15 protein-coding genes are annotated in these 22,403 nt (G+C 66.5%); 12 read left to right on the top strand and 3 right to left on the bottom strand.

Translation table 11 applies throughout. The features are described from left to right. The first annotated feature begins 262 nt into the window (after positions 1-262). From ACYVNQ_RS06310 to ACYVNQ_RS06275, 8 genes are all read left to right on the top strand, one after another. Positions 263-3,007 (top strand): polysaccharide deacetylase family protein, encoded by a 2,745-nt coding sequence (locus ACYVNQ_RS06310; RefSeq protein WP_460901523.1) that lies wholly within the window; start codon positions 263-265, stop codon positions 3,005-3,007. Beyond that, positions 2,997-7,151 (top strand): tetratricopeptide repeat protein, encoded by a 4,155-nt coding sequence (locus ACYVNQ_RS06305; protein WP_460901520.1) that lies wholly within the window; start codon positions 2,997-2,999, stop codon positions 7,149-7,151. The genes ACYVNQ_RS06310 and ACYVNQ_RS06305 overlap by 11 nt, the downstream gene beginning before the upstream one ends. An 81-nt stretch (positions 7,152-7,232) precedes the next feature. Then, on the top strand, positions 7,233-7,796 hold the full coding sequence (locus ACYVNQ_RS06300; RefSeq protein ID WP_460901518.1) for a penicillin-binding protein activator LpoB: 564 nt from the start codon (positions 7,233-7,235) through the stop codon (positions 7,794-7,796). A gap of 51 nt (positions 7,797-7,847) precedes the next feature. Continuing rightward, on the top strand, positions 7,848-9,263 hold the full coding sequence (locus ACYVNQ_RS06295; RefSeq protein ID WP_460901516.1) for a PelD GGDEF domain-containing protein: 1,416 nt from the start codon (positions 7,848-7,850) through the stop codon (positions 9,261-9,263). 67 nt (positions 9,264-9,330) lie between these two features. Next, a complete protein-coding gene (locus ACYVNQ_RS06290; protein ID WP_460901659.1) occupies positions 9,331-10,344 on the top strand; it encodes a tetratricopeptide repeat protein in 1,014 nt (337 codons plus the stop codon). Continuing rightward, positions 10,341-12,008 carry a GT4 family glycosyltransferase PelF gene (gene pelF, locus ACYVNQ_RS06285; protein ID WP_460901514.1) on the top strand — a complete coding sequence of 556 codons (1,668 nt, stop codon included), beginning with the start codon at positions 10,341-10,343 and terminating at the stop codon, positions 12,006-12,008. The genes ACYVNQ_RS06290 and pelF overlap by 4 nt, the downstream gene beginning before the upstream one ends. Next, on the top strand, positions 12,008-13,381 hold the full coding sequence (gene pelG / locus ACYVNQ_RS06280; protein ID WP_460901512.1) for an exopolysaccharide Pel transporter PelG: 1,374 nt from the start codon (positions 12,008-12,010) through the stop codon (positions 13,379-13,381). The genes pelF and pelG overlap by 1 nt, the downstream gene beginning before the upstream one ends. Positions 13,382-13,383: 2 nt before the next feature. Continuing rightward, positions 13,384-14,352, top strand: a complete 969-nt coding sequence (locus tag ACYVNQ_RS06275; protein ID WP_460901510.1) for an endo alpha-1,4 polygalactosaminidase — start codon at positions 13,384-13,386, stop codon at positions 14,350-14,352. A gap of 133 nt (positions 14,353-14,485) precedes the next feature. Here the strand turns inward: ACYVNQ_RS06275 and ACYVNQ_RS06270 are convergent, their stop codons facing one another. Beyond that, positions 14,486-15,100 carry a LysE/ArgO family amino acid transporter gene (locus tag ACYVNQ_RS06270; protein ID WP_460901508.1) on the bottom strand — a complete coding sequence of 205 codons (615 nt, stop codon included), beginning with the start codon at positions 15,098-15,100 and terminating at the stop codon, positions 14,486-14,488. Positions 15,101-15,218: 118 nt separating this feature from the next. On the opposite strand from ACYVNQ_RS06270, the gene ACYVNQ_RS06265 reads away from it, so the two are divergent. The 3 genes from ACYVNQ_RS06265 to ACYVNQ_RS06255 all read left to right on the top strand — a co-directional run bounded on the left by ACYVNQ_RS06265 (position 15,219) and on the right by ACYVNQ_RS06255 (position 17,941). Continuing rightward, on the top strand, positions 15,219-16,112 hold the full coding sequence (locus tag ACYVNQ_RS06265) for a LysR family transcriptional regulator ArgP (RefSeq protein ID WP_460901506.1): 894 nt from the start codon (positions 15,219-15,221) through the stop codon (positions 16,110-16,112). Positions 16,113-16,224: 112 nt separating this feature from the next. Next, positions 16,225-16,629, top strand: coding sequence for a helix-turn-helix domain-containing protein (locus ACYVNQ_RS06260; protein WP_460901504.1), 405 nt, complete (start codon positions 16,225-16,227; stop codon positions 16,627-16,629). Continuing rightward, positions 16,613-17,941 (top strand): type II toxin-antitoxin system HipA family toxin, encoded by a 1,329-nt coding sequence (locus tag ACYVNQ_RS06255; protein WP_460901502.1) that lies wholly within the window; start codon positions 16,613-16,615, stop codon positions 17,939-17,941. Before ACYVNQ_RS06260 ends, ACYVNQ_RS06255 begins: the two co-directional genes overlap by 17 nt. 82 nt (positions 17,942-18,023) lie before the next feature. Here the strand turns inward: ACYVNQ_RS06255 and ACYVNQ_RS06250 are convergent, their stop codons facing one another. Continuing rightward, positions 18,024-19,379 (bottom strand): MFS transporter, encoded by a 1,356-nt coding sequence (locus ACYVNQ_RS06250; RefSeq protein ID WP_460901500.1) that lies wholly within the window; start codon positions 19,377-19,379, stop codon positions 18,024-18,026. Beyond that, positions 19,376-20,452 (bottom strand): PRC-barrel domain containing protein, encoded by a 1,077-nt coding sequence (locus ACYVNQ_RS06245; RefSeq protein ID WP_460901498.1) that lies wholly within the window; start codon positions 20,450-20,452, stop codon positions 19,376-19,378. Before ACYVNQ_RS06245 ends, ACYVNQ_RS06250 begins: the two co-directional genes overlap by 4 nt. 419 nt (positions 20,453-20,871) lie before the next feature. Here ACYVNQ_RS06245 and ACYVNQ_RS06240 point away from each other — a divergent pair, with 419 nt between their 5' ends. Beyond that, positions 20,872-22,275 carry an NCS2 family permease gene (locus ACYVNQ_RS06240; protein ID WP_460901657.1) on the top strand — a complete coding sequence of 468 codons (1,404 nt, stop codon included), beginning with the start codon at positions 20,872-20,874 and terminating at the stop codon, positions 22,273-22,275. Positions 22,276-22,403 lie beyond the last annotated feature (128 nt).

Here is a 22,403-nt window from a genome sequence, read left to right as displayed (position 1 = left end):
CGCCGGTGTGAGTTTTACGTGCGCGGAGGTAACGCGCAGAAATAAACCGGTGCCGCGGAAATCAGATTCAATGAAACGCAAAATCCGCCGATAAGCATGTAATTGGCGGCCGGTAAAAGCAATAACGAACGAGCGGACAGAAATCATGTACACGGGGATTCACACGCGGTTTGGGGAACCGTTGGGCGCGATTGCGCGGCGTTATTTGCCCGCGCAACCGGTACGCCGTACGGCTGCCGCCAGGTGGCCGCTGATACTCGCCATGCTGGCAGCATGTGCCGCACCGTGGACCTCGTCGTACGCACAGAACGCACAAACGCCCGCTGCATCCGTTGCGACGCACAACGCCAATCCGGCGCGCACCCCTTCGGTCAATCTCGCTTTCTTCGATGGCTCGACGCCGCCGGTCGACTTGCTGCAGGCATTCGACGCGGTCGTGCTGGACCCCGCGCGTGGCTTTGACCCGTCCGCCAATCCGCTTGCCCATACCACCTGGATCGCACGCATCCGTGCGTCCGATGCAAACCTGGCGCCGGCCGACTTCGTCGCGCAGCAGGTCGAACCGCTGTGGCAGCGCGGCTATCGCGGCTTCATGGTCGACACGCCGGCCGGTATCGCCGCGCTCGACGCGATCCATGCAGCACACCCGGACGCGCGCCTCGTCGTTGGCGGCAATGACGCGCTCGCCGCCGCGCAAGCGCACGCCCAGCTGCTGTACGCGGTGGTCGGCCCGTCGCTGGTCCGCGGCCAGGTGCAGGACGGCACGCGTGAAGAAGACGTCGCGCCGGCCGAGCGCAGCGCGCGGGTCGCCGCCGCGCAGGCATTCATGCAACGCACCGGCGTGCCGGTCGTATCGATCGAATTCTGTGCTGCTGACGACCGTGCGTGCGCCCGTGCCCGTGCGGCTCAGGTGGTTGCGACCGGCGTCACGCCATACGTGACGAACGCCGCGCGCAGCGTGGTCGGCATCGGCGCGATCGAAGTGCTGCCGCGCCGCATCCTGATCGTGCAGGACCGTGCGCCCGATCTGCCACTCGACGAAACCCCCGGCGTGCGTGACGTCGCGACGCCGCTCAACTATCTCGGCTACGACGTCGAATTCGCAGACGCCAACGCCACGCTGCCCGACATCACGCCGGACCGTTACGCGGGCGTGGTCGCATGGCTCGACGGCGACGAACTGCGCGACAGTGGCGCATGGCGCCGCTGGGTCGACGCGCGCATCGCCGCGCACGTGCCGGTCGCGTTTCTCGGCCAGTTCGGTTTCGACGCCGCCGAAGACGAAGGCCCGGCGCTCGACCTGCAGCCGGTGTCCGGCCCGTTCACCGAAGCGATCACCCCGGTGTCGCGCGATCCGATCATCGGTTTCGAAGTCGAGCCGAAGCTTGGGCCGCGCGATCTGACCGGCGTGCGCGTCGGTTCTAAAAGCCACTCGCTGCTGCGCGTCAAGTCCGGCGAGCAGAGCGTCGACCTGGTGGCGACCACGCCGTGGGGCGGCTACGCGATGGCGCCGTACACGGTCGTGTCGCTGAACGGCATTGGTCAGGAGCGCTGGGCGATCCAGCCGATCAAGTTCCTCGGCGATGCGCTGCGGCTGACGCCGATGCCGTCGCCGAGCGTGACCACCGAAAACGGCCGGCGCCTGTTCATGACGCACGTCGACGGCGACGGCTTCGCGTCGCGCGCCGAATTCCCGGGCGCCGATTATTCGGGCGAGGCGCTGTACGAGCAGATTTTCACGCGCTACAAGGTGCCGATGACCTTGTCGGTGATCGAAGGCGAGGTCGGTCCGAAGGGCTTGTACCCGAACATCTCGCCGCGTCTCGAAGAGATCGCGCGCAAGATGTTTGCGCTGCCGTATGTCGAGATCGGCACGCACACGTACTCGCATCCGTTCGAATGGGAAAACGTCGATGCGAAGACCGGCGAGCGTATCGACCGCGGCGGCGGCGACACCGCGTTCTCGCTGAACATTCCGAACTACAAGTTCAACATCGACCGCGAAGTGACCGGCTCGATCGATTACATCAACTCGCGTCTCGCGCCGCCGGGCAAGAAGACCGTGATCCTGCAGTGGCCGGGCAACTGCGAGCCGCCCGCGATCGTGGTGCGCAAGGTGTACGCGGCCGGCGTCGACAACATCAACGGCGGCGACACGGTTATCACGAAGAGCGCGAACAGCTGGACCAACATCGCGCCGATCGGTGTCGACAAGGGGCCGGGCGCGTATCAGATCTATGCGCCGAACCAGGATGAAAACGTCTACACGAACGACTGGCTCGGCCCGTTCTACGGCTTCACGCGTGTGCTGGAGACCTTCGATCTGACCGACAAGCCGCTGCGCTTCAAGCCGATCGACATCTACTACCACATGTACACCGGCACCAAGGTCGCGTCGCTGCGCGCCCTCGACCAGATTTTCGCCACCGTGCTGAAGCAGCCGGTGCTGCCGGTGCAGATCACCGATTACACGAGCAAGGTGCGCGACTGGCGCAGCTTCGCGGTGGCGCGCGCAGTGCGCCCGGCGGACGCGCAGGGTGCGCAGCAGGGTACGTCGTCCGACAACTGGATCGTGCGCGGCAACGGCGAGGTGCGCGAGTTGCGCTGGCCGGGCAACAACGCGCCGAACCTGCAGGTGTCGCACGGGGTGACCGGTTACACGGCCGGCACCGACGGCACCTACATCCACATCACCGACGGTGCGGCGCGCGTGAGTTTCGACGCGCCGCAGAGCGCCGGTGCGGCAGCGGGCAACAAGCTGCCGTATATCGCGCAGGCGAACGGTTTCGTACATGGCTTCAAGCGCACCGCGAGCGGCATGAAGTTCGACTTCGGCGGCTACTACCAGCCGTTCGTCGAACTCGCCAATGCGCAGAGCTGCAGCGTGAGCATCGCGGGCCGCCCGGTGGCGACGCGTCGCGACGGCGCGATGCTGCGTTTCGATACGGCGCCTGCCGCCGCCCTGCAAGTGGACTACCAGCCAGTCGAGGTCACCTGTGGTCGCTAAACGTCCGCGTATCGTTTCTACGTGGCTTGTCTTCGCGCTTGCCGCGCTCGTGCTCGCGACCATGTACGCGGTATCGCCGCGTGGCGGTCTGCGCCAGCGGGTGGCATCGGTCGGTGCACCGAGCGACCTGAGCGTCGCCTATCTCGAAGCCTGGTCGCGGGTACAGCCTGACAACGCGGAATTCCTGTCGCTGCTCGGCGCGCAATACGTGTTTCTAGGCCGTGAAGAGGGCGCGGAAAGCGTGGCCGCGCGCATGGATGCGCTGCATACCGACGACATGCGGCGCGCCGCGTCGATGCTGCGTCTTTCGGTGGCTGAGCAGCGCACCTTCGCGCTGCAGGAAGACGACCCGCAGCGCGCGATTGCACTAGAAGATCTGCGCACCAAGCTGAACGCCACCGCGAACTATCAGTGGGCGCCGCACGACCTCGAATGGCTCGCGCAGCGTTCGGCTGCGGCAGGGCTGCCGCAGCTGGCGATGCAGCTGTACACGCGCCTGTCCGACAACGATCCGCAAGGGCGTGGCCAATGGGACACGCAGATCACGCGCTACGCGCTGCAGGTAGGCGACTATCGTGCGGCCGCCGACGCATGGTTCCGCCGCCAGGCTGCCGCGCAGACGCTGGAAGAGCAGCGCCGCTGCTTTATCGCGGGCATCCGTACGCTGCAGTCGGGCAATCTGCTGGACGATGCGCTGAAGGCAGCCGACCAGCATCTGGGCAAACTGGCTGACGATCCGTCGGCCCTGATCGTGATGCTGGCGGTCGCGCGTGCGGCGGACCGGCCGGCGGCGATCGACCGCTACGCGAAGATGCTGGCGCGCTTTGCGCTGCTGGAGCCGCGCGAGCAGAACGGCGAGAGCAGGGTGGTGCGCGATGCGACGCTCGACGGTGCGGCGCATGACGACTATGCGTACATGGATGGCCCAGTGACGTATGGCCGTGGCTATGCGGTGAAGTGGGCGCGCGGCGAACGCGGTCGGGATGACTACCGCGGCGGTGTGCATCTGATGCGCGTATCGACCTCGGCGGCCGAGGCGGCTGCTTCCGCAACGAAGGTTGCACCGGCAGCTCCCGCTGCCGCGGCTCCCGTCATGAAGCTTGCAGCCGCAACCACTGCGGACAAGGCACCGCAGGCGCAAGCTCAGAAGCCTGCAGTGGTACCGGTTCCCGCATCGGCTGCGGCAACCGCAACGACCGCGGCAACCGTGGCACCGTCGGCCAAGGCCGCCGCCGCACTGTCCGCCGACGCAATCGCAGCCGTCACCGCTAACAGCGGCACCCCGAACGTCGCCGACACCGTCTTCACGGCCTTCGTCGAATCGGGCGACCTCGCCAGCGCGCAGAAAATCGCCGCACAGCAAGTGCAGCGCGACCCGCGCTCGGTGCTGTGGGTCAAGCGTCTCGCGCAAGTGGCCGAATGGAACCGCAACGCGCCGCTCGCGCTGAAATCGTGGCTCGACTACGCGCAGCTATCAGAAGACCCGGTGGGCTGGCAGAACGTGCTGCGCCTCGCGCCGATGCTCAACGACGACGAAGCGTACCTGACCGCGCTGGTGCATCAGGCGCGCGCGACGCCGAACGATCTGAAGCTGATCGACAACGTGATCGCGACCTACGAACGCCTCGGCCGCCCGGAAGAGGGCCTGGCCTTCCTGCGCTCGCTGCCGCGCGGCACCAACGCGGACGCGCTCGACCAGCGCATCGGCGGCCTCGCGGAACGCGCAGGTCACGACGATCAGGCGCTCGCCGCTTACCGTGCGGTGCAGGCGCGCCATCCGCACGATCCGAACGCCGCACTGCACACCGCCAGCGTGCTGTATCGCGCCGGCGACTATCGCGGCTCGCTGGCCGCGCTGAAGCAGGCCCGCGCCGGCGCGAAGGACACCGACGAAGAGTTCTGGCGCAACTACGCGGAACTCGCGCGCCTGCTGCAACGCGACGACGACGCGAACGAGGCGTACATGAACCTCGTGGCCGGCGGCACCGCGACGCCGGAAGATCTCGGCGAGATGACGTACTTCTACGATCCGTATCCGATCGACGCGGGCCGCGTGGCCGAACTGCGCTATCGCCGCGATCACACGGTGCGTGCGCTGCAGGACGCGATCTTCTATTACACCGACGCGCAGGCCTTCGACCGCATCACCGCGCTCTTGGCCAGCCTGAAGCCGGACGAGCTGAAGGCCGCCGAAGCGTCGCCGGCGCTGCTCGGCGTGCGTTCCGAGTACTACCGGCTGACCGACCGGCCGCTGCTAGCGCTGCAAGACCTGAAGCGCGCGGTCGACCTGCCGAACGCCAGCTCGGACCTGCGTGCCGCGTACCTGTGGACGCTGGTCGACTACGGCAGCGACGCCGAACTGCGTGAAGCGCTGAACCGCTGGCGCGGCACCGTCGACCAGAGCGCCGCGATGTGGGAGCCGTATGCAGCCGCAGAAATGCGCCTGAACCGGCCGGTGGCCGCGCTCGAATACCTGCGCCGGCAATCGGCGTCGATGTCGCGCGACCCGCTGTGGTTGCTGACCTACGCCGACGCGCAGGAAATGGCAGGCCGCCCGGACCTCGCATGGACGATCCGCCACAAGGTGTGGCTGCAGATGCAACAAAACGAAGCGCAGCTCGCCAAGCTGCACGGCGCCGCGCGTGCCTCAGTGCGCGGCCGCAATGCCGCCGATGCCGAAACGCTGGCGGACCTGCGCGGCCGGCGCGTCACGCTGTCGACCGATTTTGCGAACCCCGATGACTCGGCTGCGCTCCTCAACGACCTGCTGTCGACCAACGCTGCGCCGGCTGACATCTCGTTCGTGCGCCGCACGCTGCTTGGCGGCGCGAAGGGTCTGCCGGGCGAGGCACCTGCAAAGGGTGCGCAGCTGCCGGTAAACAACCGCCTGCACGATGCCGTCGCGAAGGACGTGGCGATTGCGTGGGCGATGTCGCATGAAAGCAACCCGCTCGCCAAGCGCTGGCTCGCGCAGCAATACGCGGCCAAACTGGCGCGCCCGAACGACGCGATGCTGACCATCGCGCTCGCCAACAACGACGTCCCCGAGATGGAGCGCTTGCTCGCGCAGGAACGTTCGCGCCTGCCGATCTACGACCGCATCGATGCAACGATCGCCGTCGACCGCCCGCGCCGCGCGCAGGAACTCGCGTTCGCCGGCCTCGAAGGCGCGCCGGAAGATACTGAGCTGCACACGCGGGTCACGGAAACCGCGCTCGACTGGCCGCAATCGATCGACGCGACGGTGACGAGCCACACCGAGCATCCGCTCGACTACATCGAGCAGACCATTTCGGCAAGCCGCAAGATTGCCGAGCGCTACATGGTCGGCATCACCGGCACGCAGAACTTCCAGCATTCGACCGACATCACGCAGCTGACCAACGTGCCGTCGGTGGACCGCTCGTTCAGCGTCTACGGCCGCCGCCAGACGCGCGACACCGCGTTCCAGGTGAACGCCGGCCGGCGCGATGCGCTCGACAGCTTCTACACCTTCTCGGTGGCCGCCGAAACCGGCCGCAACTCGGCGCTGCAACTCGGCATACGCGCGGGCCACAACCAGCTTGCCGACGAAACGCAGTCGCTGCAGGTTGGCGGGATGAAGGACAACCTGATCGGCGACTTCACGTATCGGATCGACGAGCATCTGTCGCTGCAAGGCAGTGTCGAAGCGGACCGCTTCTACAGCCAGGCGCGCAACTACATCGGCAGCGGCGTGCTGTCGACCGGCGAAATCATTTACCGGATTCATACCGAGTACCCGGACTACACGGTGCGCGCGATCGGCACGCACGGCGGCTACGGCGCGAGCGGCGGCGCCGACCCGTTGATCTCGCGCCTCGTTCCGGTGGCCAACCAGCCGGCGCTGGCGAGCGATTTCCTGCCCGACTCGTACACGCAGTACGGCTTCTACTTTGGTTTTGGCAACGATCTGCTCGAGCAGTACACGCACCGCTGGCGTCCGTTCCTCGACGTCGGCATCCTGCACGACTCGAATCAGGGCTGGGGCCCGGACTTGAGCGTCGGCGTGGCGGGCAGCGTGTTCGGCGGCGATCACCTGTCGCTGTTCATCCAGCATCAACGCGTGTCGCGCCTTGGCACGCCGGTTACGTTGATGGGCGCGCGGTACAACTGGTACTACTGATTGCAGGGCGGCGGGCAGTCTGCCGCCACAGGGACGCATCGTGTGATGCAGCAAATGACGACGTTACGGAGGAGTGGTTCGATGAACAGCTTGATCAGCAGCATGAAAGGACGGACACGTCCGCTTCAATGGGTAGCCGCGGCAGCGGCGGCAGCGCTGTTGCTCGGCGCGTGCGGTTCGATCAGCCAGAGCGGTGGTCCTGCGCTGGCGGCGAACGATGCGGTGGCCGTGGTGCCGCTCGCGAACTTCACCGAAACGCCGGCGGCAGGCAGCAGCGCCACCGCGATCGCAGCCAACGTGCTGCGCGCGAGCGGCGTGACCGACGTGCGGGTTGCGCCGGCCGATGCATCGTCGAATGCGATGTTCGACACCGCACAGCGTGAAGTCGGCGAGAAGAAGCTCGCGTGGGCGCGCGACCAGCACGTGAAGTACGTGCTGACCGGCGCCGTCGAAGAGTGGCGCTACAAGGCCGGCGTGGATGGCGAGCCGGTCGCGGGCGTGACCTTCGAACTGGTCGACGTGGCGTCGGGCCAGGTGGTGTGGAGCGCCACGGGCTCGCGTAGCGGCTGGAGCCGTTCGAGCCTCGCGACGGTTGCATCGTCGCTGATCGGCAAGCTGCTGGCCCCGCTGCGCACGCATGGGTAACGCAGTCCGCCCGCAACCCGCGGGTTTTCGACAGGTATTGAGGAGCCGGCTGTGAATACTGCCATTGCTCAACCCGGCGCAGGGGCCGCGAAGCCGCGGCATGCGCACCCGTTCGGCAATCTCGGTGCCGTACGCCGCTTCGTGGCGCCTGCCGTCACGCGGCCGTTTTCGATCGTCGAAACGATCGTGTTCGTGGCCGCGGTGTGCGCGCTGTGCTGGGCGTTCAACCGCAACGATCCGCTGCTGCTGTCGACCGGCTATCCGTGGCTGTGGTTCGCGACCTTCGTGGTCGCGCTGCGCTACGGCACGCTGCTCGGTCTGCTCGGCTGCGCGATCGTGGCCGGCGATTACTGGCTGCTGGTCGCGCACGGCAGCAGCGCAGCCGCATGGCCGACGCTGTTCTTCACCGGCGGTGTGCTGCAGACGATCCTCGCGGGTCACTTCGGCGACATCTGGGGTAGCCGCGCGCAGCGTGCCAACGCGCTGAACGACTACCTGAACGACCGGCTCGTCGCGATCACCAACAGCCACTATCTGATGCGGCTGTCGCACGAGCGGCTCGAGAAGGATCTGCTGTCGAAGCCGACCACGCTACGCGATTCGATTACCGAATTGCGCCGCCTGTCGGTGGCGCACGGGCTCGAGGCGCCGCAGGCGCGCGTCGGGCACGATATGCCGGGTACCCAGGAATTGCTGCAGTTCGTCGCGCAAGCCTGCCAGATCGAAGTGGCCGCGCTGTATCCGGTGCATGGCGACAGCAAGGTCGGTACCGACGCGCTGGCGCGCCTGGGCGACCCGTTCGAGTTCGATCCGCGCGACGAGCTGGTGCAGCGTGCACTCGAGACCCGCAGCGTCGCGCATCTGCGCAGCGAAGATCGGCCGGTGGCGAGCACCAGCCTGCTGGTGTGCGCGCCGCTGATCTCGGCCGACGGCGACATCCTCGCGATGCTGGCGATCAAGCGCATGCCGTTCCTGTCGCTGAACTTCGACAACCTGCAACTGCTGCTGGTGCTGCTGGGCTACTACGCGGACGGTGTCGAACACTCGCAGCAGGTGCAGGACATCCTGCACGACGTGCCGGGCTGCCCGTACGAGTTCGCGCTCGACCTGAGCCGCCTGACACGCCTGCAGCGTTCCGCTGGAATCGCGTCGTCGCTGGTCGCGCTGGTGTTCCCGCACGACGATGCCGGCGATTCGTTCTTCGAACACGTGATGCGCCGGCGCCGTTCGCTGGACCTGTTGTGGCCGGTGAAAGCCGCTGGACAATCGGTGCTGATCAACCTGATGCCGGCCACCGACGAAACCGGTATCGACGGTTATCTGGCACGGATCGAATCGAGCCTGCGGGTGCAGTTCAACCTCGATCTCGAAGGCGCGCGCATCGGCGTGCATACGCTGCACCTGGGCGCAAATGCGCCGGGTCCGGCGCTGCGAGGGCTGCTTACGCGCAGCGGTCTCGATGGCTAAGCCGACTTCTGCCACCGCGTCTGCCGCTACGTCTGCCGCACCTGTCGCTACGTCCGTCGCGCGGCCGGTGCTGCGCGGCCTGGTGATGCTGCTCGCGTTGATCGCCGTGGTCGTGCTGGCGCTCGCCCAGGCCTGGGCACTGTGGCAACTCGCGCCGACTTCGACGGCCGTCGGCGCGCTCGAGCCCGCGCTGGTGCTCGACGTCGTGTTCGGCGCGCTGCAGGCGCTGCTGTTCTGGGTGCTGCTGCCGTTGCGCTATCGCAGGCCGCTCGGCTTCACGCTGCTGTTCGTGTGGCTGGTGTGCAGCTTCGTGCCGTTCTTCGGCGGCATGATCCTGCTGGTCAGCTGCCTGTGGGCCGCATGGTTCCCGGCGCGCCGCCGCGACGAAGACATGCAGGAAGTGCCGACGCCGCAGTTCGTCACGTATCTGATGTCGCGCGTGTCGCACGGCGGCGGCGCGCGTCTGCAGGCACGCCTGATCAACACCCAGGTGAACGCGTCGGACCGGCTGTCCGCGCTGGTCGCGATCCAGAGCATGCCGACCCGTACTACCGGCACGCTGCTGCGCGAACTGCTGGCCGATCCGGTCGAAGACGTGCGCCTGATCGCGTACGGCACGCTCGACCAGGCCGAAAACGAAGTGATGCAGAAGATTTTCCAGACCGCGCAGACGCTCGACTACGCGCAAACCAACAGCGAGCGCCACGCGATCAACCGGCAGCTCGCGGAGCTGTATTTCGAGCTGGTTTATCAGAACCTCGTGCAGGGCGCGGTGTACAAGCACACGCTCGAACAGGCCGACCGCTATGCACGCGCTGCGCTCGAGACCGACGCGAGCGACGCCGCACTGTGGATGATCCGCGGCCGCCTCGCGCTCGCCAACGGCGCCGCCGACGAAGCACAGCACCATATGGCGCGCGCCCAGGAACTCGGTTTCCCGCGCGAGCGGCTGGTGCCATGGATGGCTGAAGTCGCGTTCCTGCAAGGCAACTACCCGCGTGTCTCCGAGCTGCTTGCGTCGCTGACCAACGCGGCTTCGCTGCCGATGCTCAATCCTGTCGTGCGCTACTGGTCAACATGAAAACGTCACTGCAACGCCGCGCCGCTGATGCCGATGTCTGCCTGCTGCTGGAAGGCACGTTCCCGTACGTGCGCGGCGGCGTGTCGAGCTGGGTCAACCAGATGGTCCGCTCGTATCCGGACACGCGCTTTTCGATTGTCTTTATCGGCAGCCGCGAAGAGGATTACCAGGGCGCCGCGTATGCGCTGCCCGACAATGTCGTGCATCTGGAAACGCACTACCTGTACGAACAGATGTCGGCCGATAAACAGGCCGCGCGCGAAATTCCGGGCGACCCGGACGCATTTGCGAAATCGGCCGCGCTGCACGACGCGTGGCGCAATCCGCACGGCGCCGATCCAGCGAAGCTGATGGCCGAGATGGTGCAGCTGATCGGCGACGACGGCCCGCTGAACGAAGCGCAGTTCGTATCGAGCCGCGCCGCGTGGGATTTCATCGTCGACCAGTATCACCGGCATTGCACCGATCCGTCGTTCACCGATTACTTCTGGACGGTGCGCATCATGCACAAGCCGCTGTGGCAGCTCGCGCGCATCGCCGCGAATCTGCCGCCGGCGCGCGTGTATCACACGGTGTCGACCGGCTATGCGGGCTTTCTCGGCGCGCTGATGCACTACCGTACCGGCCGGCCGCTGCTGGTGTCCGAACACGGCATCTACACGAAAGAACGCAAGATCGACCTGCTGCAAAGCCAGTGGATTCGCGATAACCGCGGCGCGTTCGAGCGCGACATTTCGAAGATCAGCTACTTCCGCGAACTGTGGGTGCGCTTTTTCGAAGCGCTCGGCAAGCTCGCCTACGACGCGGCCGATGAGATCGTCGCGCTGTACGAGACCAACCGTCAGCGTCAGATCACCGACGGCGCGGATGCGGCACGCACGCGCAATATTCCGAACGGCGTCGACGTCGACGACCTGTCGCAACTGATCGCCAAGCGCGCGCCGCAGCCGGGCAAGGTGGTCGCGCTGATCGGCCGGGTGGTGCCGATCAAGGACATCAAGACGTTTATTCGCGCGCTGTTTATCGCGTCGCGCACGCTGCCGGACATCCAGGGCTGGATCGTCGGGCCGGAAGAGGAAGATCCGGCGTACGCGCAGGAATGCCGCGCGCTCGCGCAAAGCCTCGGGCTCGCGAATCATGTGAAGTTCCTCGGCTTCCAGCGCATCGACGAGATCCTGCCGCAAGTGGACGTGCTCGCGCTGACGTCGATCAGCGAGGCGCTGCCGCTGGTGGTGCTCGAAGGCTTTGCGGCCGGCGTGCCGTCGATCACCACCGACGTCGGTTCGTGCCGCCAGCTGATCGAAGGTCACGGCGACGAAGACCGCGCGCTCGGCTCGGCCGGCCTGCTGGTGCCGATCGCCAATCCGGCTGCGTTCGCGCAGGCAGTGCTCGAACTGCTCGGCGACGAGCCGCGCTGGCGTGCCGCGCAGCAGGCGGGCCTCGCGCGGGTGAGCCGCTTCTATACGAAGGCGCAGATGATCGATCAATATCGCGTGCTGTACGAGCGGCTGGCCGCCGCGCCGGACCGCAAGGGTAGCGGCGGTGCGGACGCGGCTGCCGCGCTCGGCTGCCCGATGCATGGCGGGCATGCGGCTACGGCCACTGCAACCGCGGCCGCAGCAACGGGCGCACCGCAGCACGCGCAATCGCAGGAGATCCGCTGATGGCCGGCATTGGTTTCGAGCTACGCAAGATCCTCAAGAGCCAGACGCTGACCGGCACTGCGCGCGCTTACGCGTACGCGGGGCTGATCAGCTCCGGCCCGCTGATCCTGTCGATCTTCGGCATTCTGATCATCGGTGTGATGAGCCTCGCGTTCACCATTCCGAAGTACGCGATCGTGCAGTTCCAGGTGTCGGTCACGTATCTGATCGCGTGCAGCCTGATTCTGACCGGGCCGCTGCAGCTGTCGTTTACGCGCTTTATCTCGGACCGTCTGTTCGAAAAGCGCGACGACCTCGTGCTGTCGAACTACAACGGCGTGGTGCTGATTTCGACTGCCGCCTCCGGCGTGCTCGGCACGCTCGCGGTGTGGCTGGGCTTCGGCGCCGAGCCGCTGCTGTACCGGCTGCTGATGGTGGCGGGCTTCGTCGTGATGAGCAACATCTGGATCGCGGTGATCTTCCTGTCGAGCGTCAAGCAGTACCGGCAGATCCTGATCGTGTTCGCGATCGGCTACGGCTGCACCGTCGGCTTCGCGCTGGCGCTGAACCAGCACGGCCTTGCAGGCCTGCTGGGCGGCTTCGTGGCCGGCCACGTGGTGCTGCTGGCAGGGCTCTCCGGGCTGATCTACCGTAACTACCGCAGCGAACGCTTTATCTCGTTCGAGGTGCTGCAACGGCGTTTCGCGTATCCAACGCTCGCGCTGGTCGGCCTGCTGTTCAATATCGGCGTGTGGCTCGACAAGTTCATGTTCTGGTATGCGCCGAGCACCGGTACGCCGGTGGTGGGGCCGCTGCATGCGTCGGTGATCTACGACATTCCGGTGTTTATCGCGTACGTGTGCGTGATGCCGGGTATGGCGACCTTCCTCGTGCGCATCGAAGCGGACTTCGTCGAATACTACGACGCGTTCTACGACGCGGTGCGCAGTGGCGCGACGCTGCGCCACATCAACGATATGCGCGACATGATGGTGTCGAGCATCCGCGCGGGGCTGTATGAGATCGTCAAGATCCAGGCGGTGGTACTGCTGCTGATCCTCGCATTCGGCCGGCTGGTGCTCGATGCGCTGAACATCTCGTCGCTGTATATGCCGCTGCTGGTGCTCGACGTGATCGCGGCGAGCCTGCAGGTGTTGCTGCTGGGTCTGTTGAACGTGTTCTTCTATCTCGACGCGCGGCGCTCGGTGCTCAAGCTGTGCACGGCCTTCGTCGTGCTGAACGGCGTGTTGACCGGCATCACGCTGCGCCTGTCGCCCGACACGTACGGCTACGGCTTCGCGCTGACGCTGCTGATTCTGGTGGTGGGCGCCGTGCTGGTGCTCGATCGCAAGTTCAGCAAGCTCGAATACGAAACGTACATGCTGCGCAACTGAGCATGATCGGGCTGACCAATCTGTTGACGCGGCTTGGCGCCTCGTGGGTGCTGGCCGCGTGTGCCGCGGTGGGGCTGCTGCTGGTGTCGGCGGTATTCGCGAAACCGGTGCTGGCGGCGTGCAAGCGCACGCCGGAGCGCGGCCTCGGCAGTATCGCGCTGTACTACGGCGAACAGGTACCGGTCGAGCAGTTGACGCAATTCGATACGGTGGTGGTGGAGGCGGACAGCGGTTTCAATCCACGCGCGGTGTCGCTACGCGCGCCGACCGATGGCGGCTGTACGAACTGGTACGCGTATGTGGCGGTCGGCGAAGTGTCGAAAGACCGCGACTATATCGCGGCGATGCCGAAGAAATGGCTGATCGGCCGCAACGATACATGGGCTGCGGCAGTGATCGACCAGAGCGCGCCGGGCTGGCCGCAATTCTTTGTCGACCATATCGTCGCGCCGCTGTGGGCACGCGGCTATCGGGGCTTTTTCCTCGATACGCTCGACTCGTGGCAACTGATCGCCAAAACGGACGATGCGAAGGCGCGCCAGCAGGCCGGGCTGATCGCGACGATCCGTGCGCTGAAGGCGCGCTTTCCGGAAGCCCAGCTGATTTTCAACCGTGGCTTCGAGATCCTGCCGCAAGTGCATGACGACGTCGCAGCGGTGGCGTTCGAATCGCTGTATGGCAACTGGGATCAGACCAACCAGCGCTACGACGCGGTGCCGGACGACGACCGCACGTGGTTGCTGGGACAGGCGCGCACGATCCGCGAACGTTACAGGCTGCCGGTGCTGTCGATCGACTATTGCGCGCCGGGCGACGACGACTGCCGGCGCGAGATCGCCGCGAAGATCTGCGCGGCGGGCGTGATGCCTTATGTGACCGATGGCTTGCTGCAGACGGTGGGCATCGGTCCGGACGAGGCGTGCCGCGATAAGCTGGCGGCGGCGGGTGGGGTACGTACGGCGGCGCGGTGACGTGAAGAAGCCTGCAGTGACGATGGCCAGCACGCGGGGCACTCCGCGCGCAACGCAGGCAACGCCGTAACGCCACGGTTCGCTGGCCACGACCGCATGCCGCTGCTGCACGCAATAGCGGTGCACACCGACTCTAGCGCAGCTGCGCAAACGCCATCAGCAACACCATCCCGCCGATCGCGCCATCCAGAATCCGCCATGCGCCGGCGCGCCTGAACAGCGGCGCGAGCAGACGCGCGCCATAGCCGATCGCAACGAACCACACCACACTGACCGCCATCGCGCCCACCGCGAAGATTGCGCGCGCGCCTTCCGGCTCGCGTGCGCCGGCGGTGCCGATCAGCAGAAACGTATCCAGATACACATGCGGGTTGAGCCATGTGAAGCTGAGCGTCATCAACACGATCGGCAGCGCGCGCTGCGCGGGCGCGCCCCCGGCCGCGGTGTTGAGCACCGCATGCCCCGGCCGCAGCGCGCGCCGCAATGCGCCGATGCCGAACCACACCAGATACGCGAGCCCGACATACAGCACCACGTGGACGAACAGCGGATAGTGGACCACCAGCGCCGCCGCGCCACCGACGCCCGCGGCAATCAGCAGGCAATCGGACAGCGCGCACAACAGCACGATCTTGCCGACATGCGAGCGCGAGATACCCTGGCGCAGCACGAAAGCGTTTTGTGCGCCGATGGTGACGATCAGCGATGCGCACAGCGCGGCGCCGTGCCAGAAAGACAGCCAGTTCATGGTTATTTCCTAACGGATTGAAGCGAGATGCACGAGGCAATCTACGGAAGGTGGCCAGTTTGCGTTAATCTTTCGGCTAAGAAAACCTAAATTGCTTAACCCCGCATAAGGAACGCTAATGCTCGACTATGCCTTGCTCGATGCGCTTGCAGCCGTGCTGCGCCACGGCTCGTTCGAGCGCGCGGCGCGCGAGCTGAACGTCACGCCATCGGCGGTATCGCAACGCGTGAAGCTGCTCGAGGAGCGGATGGGCAGCGTGCTGGTGAAGCGCGGCAACCCGTGCGTGGCGACCGCTTCGGGTGCACTGCTGTGCCGGCACACGGAGCGCGTGCAGGTGCTGGAGGCCGAGCTGGCCGGGCCGCTGCCGGCCTTGCCGGGCGCGCACGGGCAGCGCTGGCCGACGCTGCGCGTGGCGGTCAACGACGACAGCGTCGGCACATGGTTTGTCGACGCGATTGCCGGCTTCTGCATCGAGCGCGAGATGCTGCTCGATCTGGTGATCGACGACCAGGACCACACCGCACGGCTGATGCGCGAGGGCAGCGTGCAAGGCGCGGTGACCACCGAAGCGGAACCGGTGCAGGGCTGCCGTTCGACGCGCCTTGGGCGGATGCGCTACCGCGCGGTGTGCGCACCGGCATTTCGCGCGCGCCATTTCCCGGACGGGCCGACGCGCGACGCGCTGCGCCGCGCGCCGTGTGTCTATTTCAATCCAAAGGACGAGTTGCAGACGCGCTTCATGCGCAAGATCACGCGCGCCGAGGTGAATCCGCCGCTGCACTGGGTGCCGCACGTCGACGGGTTCGTGCGCATGTGCGTAGCGGGGCTCGCGTGGGGCATGTGCCCGGAGCGGATGGTGCGGCCGCACCTGGCGCGCGGCGAACTGGTCGAACTCTTGCCGGACCGGCCGCTGGACGTCGATCTGTACTGGCAAAGCTGGCGCCTCGCGATCGGCTGGCTGGACGATTTCGGGCTCGCGCTGCGCCAGCGGGCGGGGGAGTTGCTGGATTGACGGTTTGCGACTCGGCACACGCATCTCCAGAAGCATAAAATTAGTCATATCTGACTAATTAAACCATTTAATGTGTCAGATATGACAACATGGCTTGCCATGACTAATTGACGTGCATCATTTTTTGTCTATACTGACTATTTATCTGCCATTACATGTCAGATATGACAAAATGAAGCGCAACAATCAGGACTTTGCCTCCGCCGACGTAAAGCGCCGCGCTACCGCCCTCGGGCACGCGGTTGCCGCGGCTCGTATCGCGCGCAACATGACGCGGCAAGACTTTTCCGAGCGCGCGAACATCAGCCCGAGCACGCTGGTGCGCATCGAAAAAGGGGATGTTTCCGTCGGTTTTGCGGCCTGGCTGCAAGCGTTCGAGCGGGCCGGCCTGCTAGGCCTGCTGGAGCCGCTCGCCAACCGGCAGAGCGACGTGCTCGGCGAAGCGCGGCGCGCTGCTGGCGCTCGCAAGCGGGCCCGCAGCAAGTCCGCAGCCGATACAGGTGAGTACGATTTCTAACGCCACTACTGTCACTACCGCCACGACATGGAGCAAATACGTCTTCATCGCGCTCGAAGGCATGGCCGACGCGGTACCCGCAGGCAAGCTCGAGGTCTTTGAGGACGGCATCAAACCGGTCGGGGCGGCATTCGTCTACGGCAACAAGTATCTGCAGCGCGCGCAGGCGCTTGCGGTCGACCCGGTCAGCCTGCCGCTCGACGAAGCGCGCCGCAACAAGGAAACGCTGTTCCAGCCACCGCCCGGTCTTGCACTGTTCGGCGCGATCCGCGACGCCGCGCCGGATTCCTGGGGGCGACGCGTCATCGAGAACATGCTGAAGGCCGAGCCCGATAGCCTGCCGGAAACCGCTTACCTTGCTAACGCAGGTCCGCACCGCACCGGCGCGCTCGATTTCCGCGATTCGCCTGCCGCGCCCGCTCAGGCCGGCAAGCTGCCGGAGCTGAAGGAACTGTCGTATCTGCTCGATGCTGCGATGCTGATTCAGCAGGGGCGACGCGTGCCACGCAATCTGCAGGCGCTCTTCGCGGTCGGTGCGACGCTCGGCGGCGCGCGTCCGAAGGCCGTGCTGCGCGACCGCGGCCGGCAATGGGTCGCCAAGTTCCCGGCGTTTCGCGACAGTTTCAACGTGCCCATGGTCGAGCGCGCCACGCTCGAACTCGCACGCCTGTGCGGGCTGCGCGTGCCGCAGACGCAGCTGATCCAGCTGGCCGACGGCCGCGACGTGATGCTGATCGAGCGCTTCGACCGCGTGCCGCTGCCAAAGGGAGAACTCGGCAAGCGTCACGTGGTGAGTGCGTTGACGATGCTGAAAATGCACGAGTTCGATGCGGGTGCGGCCGCTTATGCTGATCTGGCCGACACGCTCGGCGCGCTGGGCGCAAGCGGCTTCGTCGCTGAAGACAAGCTCGAACTGTTCAGACGCATGGTGTTCAACATCCTGGTCACCAATGACGACGATCACCTGCGCAATCATGCGTTCGTCTGGGATGGCGCGCACCAAGGCTGGCGGCTGTCCGATCTGTACGATGTGGTGCCCAAGCCGCAACTCGGCACGGAGCGATTTCTGGTGCTGGGTGTCGGCCCAGCGGCAGGGCGCCTTGCGACACTGGACAATGCGTTGTCGGCGGCGGGGAGCTTCGGCATCTTGCGGCATGCGGCGGCAGAGGTCATCGTGCATCTGTCCGCTGTCGTGCGCGAATGGCGCATGCATTTCGAAGCGCTCGGCGTGACGGTTGCGGAGTGCGACAAGATCGCTTCGGCGTTTCGCAAGCCGAAAGACATCGGCCTGCGCGTGATCGAAAAGGTGTAGCCGAGCCGCAACCAGGCGCGAAAAAAAGCCGGGCGCAAGCCCGGCTTCCATCCACCTCGTTTCTGCACAGCGATCCAGCTATTTACTGCGCCTCCGGCAGCGCCGCGCTCTTGCTCTGCGCATCCGAATCGCGCGTCTCCGGCATCGCCGTCCACACCAGCAGCACTGCCAGCGCGCCGGCACCCGCCAGCCCAAAGAAGCTGATCGCACTACCGAAGCGGTCGGCGACGAAGCCCGCGAGTGCCGTGCTCAAGGTCGCACCGATCCCCGCCGCTAGCCCGAACAGACCGATACACAGGTTGTAGCGCCCCTTGCCGCCGGCCACGTCGGCGGCGATCAGCGGCAGCATCACGCCGAACACCGCCGCGCTGATGCCGTCGAGCATCTGCACCGGCACCAGCAGATACGGGCTGCTGACACCCGCGAACAGCAGCGCGCGCAGCGGCAGCGCGGAGAAGCCGAGCAGCAGGATCGGCCGGCGTCCCCAGCGCTGCGACGTGCGCCCGACCCACGGCGACAGCATCGCGACGATCGCCTGCGGCACGATGATGCACGCGGCAATCACGAGCTGCACGTTGTCGCCCATGCCGGCCGTCACTTCGCCGGCCGCGAGGTTCAGCATCGCCGCGTTCGACAGATGGAACAGCACCACGCACGCGGCGAAGATCAGCAGGCGGCGGTCGCGCAGCAGATTCAGGATCGACTCGCGCTGTTCCGGCTCGGCGGCAGGCGTGGCCGCAACCGATGCGGCGGATGCGTCGTCGCTGTCCACAGCGGCGCGCGCGTCGCGCTGGTCGAGGTCGTCGCGTTCTTCAGGTTCTTCACGCTCTTCAGGCGGCGGCGCCGGCGCATGCTGATGCCGCGGCAGTGCCTGCGGCATGCGGATCATCGTCAGCGCGAACAGCGCCGGCATCGCCAGCGCGGCGGTCAGCCAGAACACCGCGCGCGCCGAGAAATACTCGCCCACGAGGCCCATCAAGCCGGCGGCTACCGCGCTACCGATCGACGCCCAGCGCGCATTACGGCCGAGCCGGTCGCCCAGGTTCTGGCGGCCCACCAGCGCGAACGAGATCGCTGCCATCGCCGGCACCAGCATGCAGCTCGCGAAGCCGTGCAGCACTTCGGCGGCCATCACCGGCAGCACGGTCGGACTGGTGGCGAGCAGGATCGCGCTCGCGATGATCGCGATGGTGGCCCATGCCGCGGCCGCCTTCTTGTTGCGCAGCGCGTCGACCACGGCGCCACCCGGCACCTGGCTCACCATCGCGCTGATCGTGCCGACGCTGAGCGCGAGGCCGATCTCGCCCTGGGTCCACTTGTGGGTGGCCAGATACGACGCGATGAACGGACCGAAGCCCGTCTGCACATTGGCGACGAAGAAGTTGAGCCAGTCGAGCGAGCGCAGGCTGCGTGCGGTGACCATCAGGCGGTTCGTCATCGGGCAGGCCGCGCGGAAGACGCCGTCGCCGCAGCCGGCGAAGCCGGTGGCGCACCCGAGGCCGCGGGCGGCGGCGTGCTGCTGGCCGGCGCCGCGCTGGCGCTCACCGCCGCAGTCGCCGTGGCTGCCGCCGGCGGCGCCGGCGACACCGCCAGCACCGGCTTGCCGCTCTCATAGCTCGGCGATGCCTTGATCTGCGCGTCGTTCAGATCCATCAGCGCGTGCAGCGCCTTGTCCTTGATCGTGAAATGCAGCGCCGACCAGTTCGCCGCGATCGAGCGCCGGTCCGGATTGATGATGCCGCTCACGTCGAGCACCACCGCCTGCGGCTGCGCGTTGCCGTCCACCAGCACGTCGATCACGCGGCCGACCTTGGCGCCGTTGGGTCGCTCGACGTCGGTGTCGAGCAGTTGCAGCTGACCGGGCGGCACGTCGGGCGTGGCGGCGATGCCGGCCAGCGGCGTACCGAGCGACGCCGACGGCTTCGAGCGGTTCAATGCCGCGATCTGGTTTTGCGGCAGCGTCAACGTGATCGGCGGGCCTTTCGACGATGGCGTGAAGTGGAATCCGCTCCACGGGAACGCGGCCTTGCGGTCGCCGACGCCCATGAAGCCCTGCAGATTCACGATCAGCTCGCGCGGCGTGCCGCTTGCATCGGTGGTCAGGTCGACCGCGCGGCCGATCACCTTGTTGTCGGGCCGCTGCACTTCGCTGTCGAGCACGCCGCGCACGCTGGCGCGGTCGATCGTGCGCGTCACCACCAGCGGCGGCGGCGGGGGCGGCGGCGGAGGCGGTGGGGGCGGCGGAGGCGGAGGCGGCTCGACCTTATGCGGCTTGACGATCACACGCTTGGGCTTTTTGGGCTGCGTGGGCTCGGCGGGTTCGGTCGGCTCGGGTTCGGTATCGACGACCGGCGGCGGAGCCGGCGGTTCGACCGGGCTCGCGGTTGCTTCGACGATCGGCGCAGGCGACTGCTCCGCAGGACCGAAGACGCTGCAGCCGGATAGTGCGAGGGCCGCAAGCACGGCCAGAAGCAGGAGACGGAAAACCGGGCGCAGGGAACCGCCGTTCATCGACAAGGACTCCATGGCCAGTGGGGGAAGCGTGAAGGCATCGTATTCGTCGCGATCAGAAACGTGTCAGCGCACAGAGTGTAACAGCGGCGCCGGCCACGCCTCGCCGGCCGCGCCTGTGCGTGCGGTGCGCGCGCGGTTTTGGCCCGTTGCATGGATAGGTGTAAACACCCGGCCTGCGGGCTGTCTATGCCGTGCGCACGGGGCTATATGCATCGCGAGATGCCAGGCATGCCCGCGCCGCGATGGGCGCGCTGTTTGTGTTCCCCTAACCTGCGCAGCAACACACGACAAGCGCGGTGCACCGCGCGCCACAACAAGCGCGGTGCACCGCGCGCCACAACTCAACGAGACCAACCTGACGACGGCCGCCCTCGAGGTCGTTTCAGCTTGCTGATAAAGGAGGCACTCATATCATGATGGATTCAAAGGCGCATTACGTCGCCGCGCGGCCGGTCGCAGACACAGACGAAAGCGGTAGCGGCACGCTTTACGGCGATGGTCTGGTCGACCGCTACTTCCAGATCTCCGCGCGCGGCAGCACGCAGCGCCAGGAAATCGTCGCAGGCATCACGACGTTTCTGGCGATGGTCTATTCGGTGTTCGTCGTACCAGGCATGTTCGGCAAGGCCGGTTTCGACACCAGTGCAGTGTTCGTCGCGGTATGCCTGACCACCGCGTTCGGTTCGTTGCTGATGGGCCTGTGGGCGCGCCTGCCGATCGCCATCGGTTGCGCGATTTCGCTGACCGCCTTCACCGCGTTCGGCCTCGTGCTCGGCAAGGGGCTGCATCCGACCGTCGCACTCGGCGCGGTCTTCCTGATGGGGGTGGTGTTCACCGCGATCTCGGTGACCGGCGTGCGCGCGTGGATCCTGCGCAATTTGCCGGCGGGCGTCGCGCATGGCACGGGCATCGGCATCGGACTCTTTCTGCTGCTGATCGCGGCCAACGAAGTCGGTCTCGTCACGAAGAATCCGGGGCCGGGGCTGCCGGTTGCGCTGGGCCACCTCAATGCGCTGCCGGCGCTGATGTCGGTGGTCGGGCTCGCGGCGATTTTCGGGCTGGTGCGGCGCCACGTACCGGGCGCGATCCTGATCGTGATCGTCGCAATCTCCGCGCTCGGCCTGCTGCTCGATCCGGCCGTCGCGTTTCACGGCGTGTTCGCGCTGCCTTCGCTGAGTGCGCCGGGCCATGCGTCGCTGATCGGCGCGATGGACCTGAAGGGCGCGCTGTCGCTCGCGGTATTGCCGAGCGTACTCGCCCTCGTGATGACCGCGGTGTTCGACGCGACCGGTACGATCCGCGCGGTCGCGGGGCAGGCTGGCCAGCTCGATGCGAACGGACGCATCGTCAACGGCGGCCGCGCGCTGACGGCGGATTCGCTGAGCTCGATCTTTTCCGGTTTCATGGGTGGTGCGCCGGCCGCGGCGTATATCGAATCGACCGTCGGCGTTGCAGCCGGCGCGAAGACCGGCCTCGCGGCCGCGGTGGTCGGCCTGCTGTTTCTGGTCGTGATGTTCTTCTCGCCGCTGGCTGCGCTGGTGCCTTCCTATGCGACCGCGCCCGCGCTGATGTATGTCGGCTTGCTGATGCTGTCGAGCGTCAGCAAGCTGCATATGGACGATTCGGTCGATGCGATGTCCGGCCTCGTATGCGCGGTGTTTATCGTACTGACGGCGAACATCGTGACCGGCATCATGCTCGGCTTCTGCACGCTCGTGATCGGCCGCGTGGTGTCAGGCGAATGGCGCAAGCTGAATGTCGGAACGGTCGCGATTGCGATCGTGCTGGCGGCGTTCTATCTGGGCGGCTGGGCGATCTGATGCGGTGGCGCGTGCTGCGTGATGTGCGATGTGCACGGTGCGCTTCGCGGTACACGCCATGCGTGCGTGCGTCGCAATGCGTTGCCGGTATGCGCCGCGCACGGCCGCGAAGTTTCCTCCACGGATGC

This window comes from Paraburkholderia jirisanensis, assembly GCF_054782355.1.
The sequence above is the reverse complement of the archived record's forward strand: the minus strand, read 5'-3'. Positions and strand labels throughout refer to the sequence as shown.

Excerpts from the sequence above, each read along its gene's own strand:
- pelF (WP_460901514.1), top strand. The coding sequence starts at position 10,341 with ATGAAAACGTCACTGCAACGCCGCGCCGCTGATGCCGATGTCTGCCTG.
- pelG (WP_460901512.1), top strand. The coding sequence starts at position 12,008 with ATGGCCGGCATTGGTTTCGAGCTACGCAAGATCCTCAAGAGCCAGACG.
- ACYVNQ_RS06240 (WP_460901657.1), top strand. The coding sequence starts at position 20,872 with ATGGATTCAAAGGCGCATTACGTCGCCGCGCGGCCGGTCGCAGACACA.
- ACYVNQ_RS06270 (WP_460901508.1), bottom strand. The coding sequence starts at position 15,100 with ATGAACTGGCTGTCTTTCTGGCACGGCGCCGCGCTGTGCGCATCGCTG.
- ACYVNQ_RS06310 (WP_460901523.1), top strand. The coding sequence starts at position 263 with ATGCTGGCAGCATGTGCCGCACCGTGGACCTCGTCGTACGCACAGAAC.
- ACYVNQ_RS06275 (WP_460901510.1), top strand. The coding sequence starts at position 13,384 with ATGATCGGGCTGACCAATCTGTTGACGCGGCTTGGCGCCTCGTGGGTG.
- ACYVNQ_RS06265 (WP_460901506.1), top strand. The coding sequence starts at position 15,219 with ATGCTCGACTATGCCTTGCTCGATGCGCTTGCAGCCGTGCTGCGCCAC.
- ACYVNQ_RS06300 (WP_460901518.1), top strand. The coding sequence starts at position 7,233 with ATGAACAGCTTGATCAGCAGCATGAAAGGACGGACACGTCCGCTTCAA.
- ACYVNQ_RS06250 (WP_460901500.1), bottom strand. The coding sequence starts at position 19,379 with ATGACGAACCGCCTGATGGTCACCGCACGCAGCCTGCGCTCGCTCGAC.
- ACYVNQ_RS06245 (WP_460901498.1), bottom strand. The coding sequence starts at position 20,452 with ATGAACGGCGGTTCCCTGCGCCCGGTTTTCCGTCTCCTGCTTCTGGCC.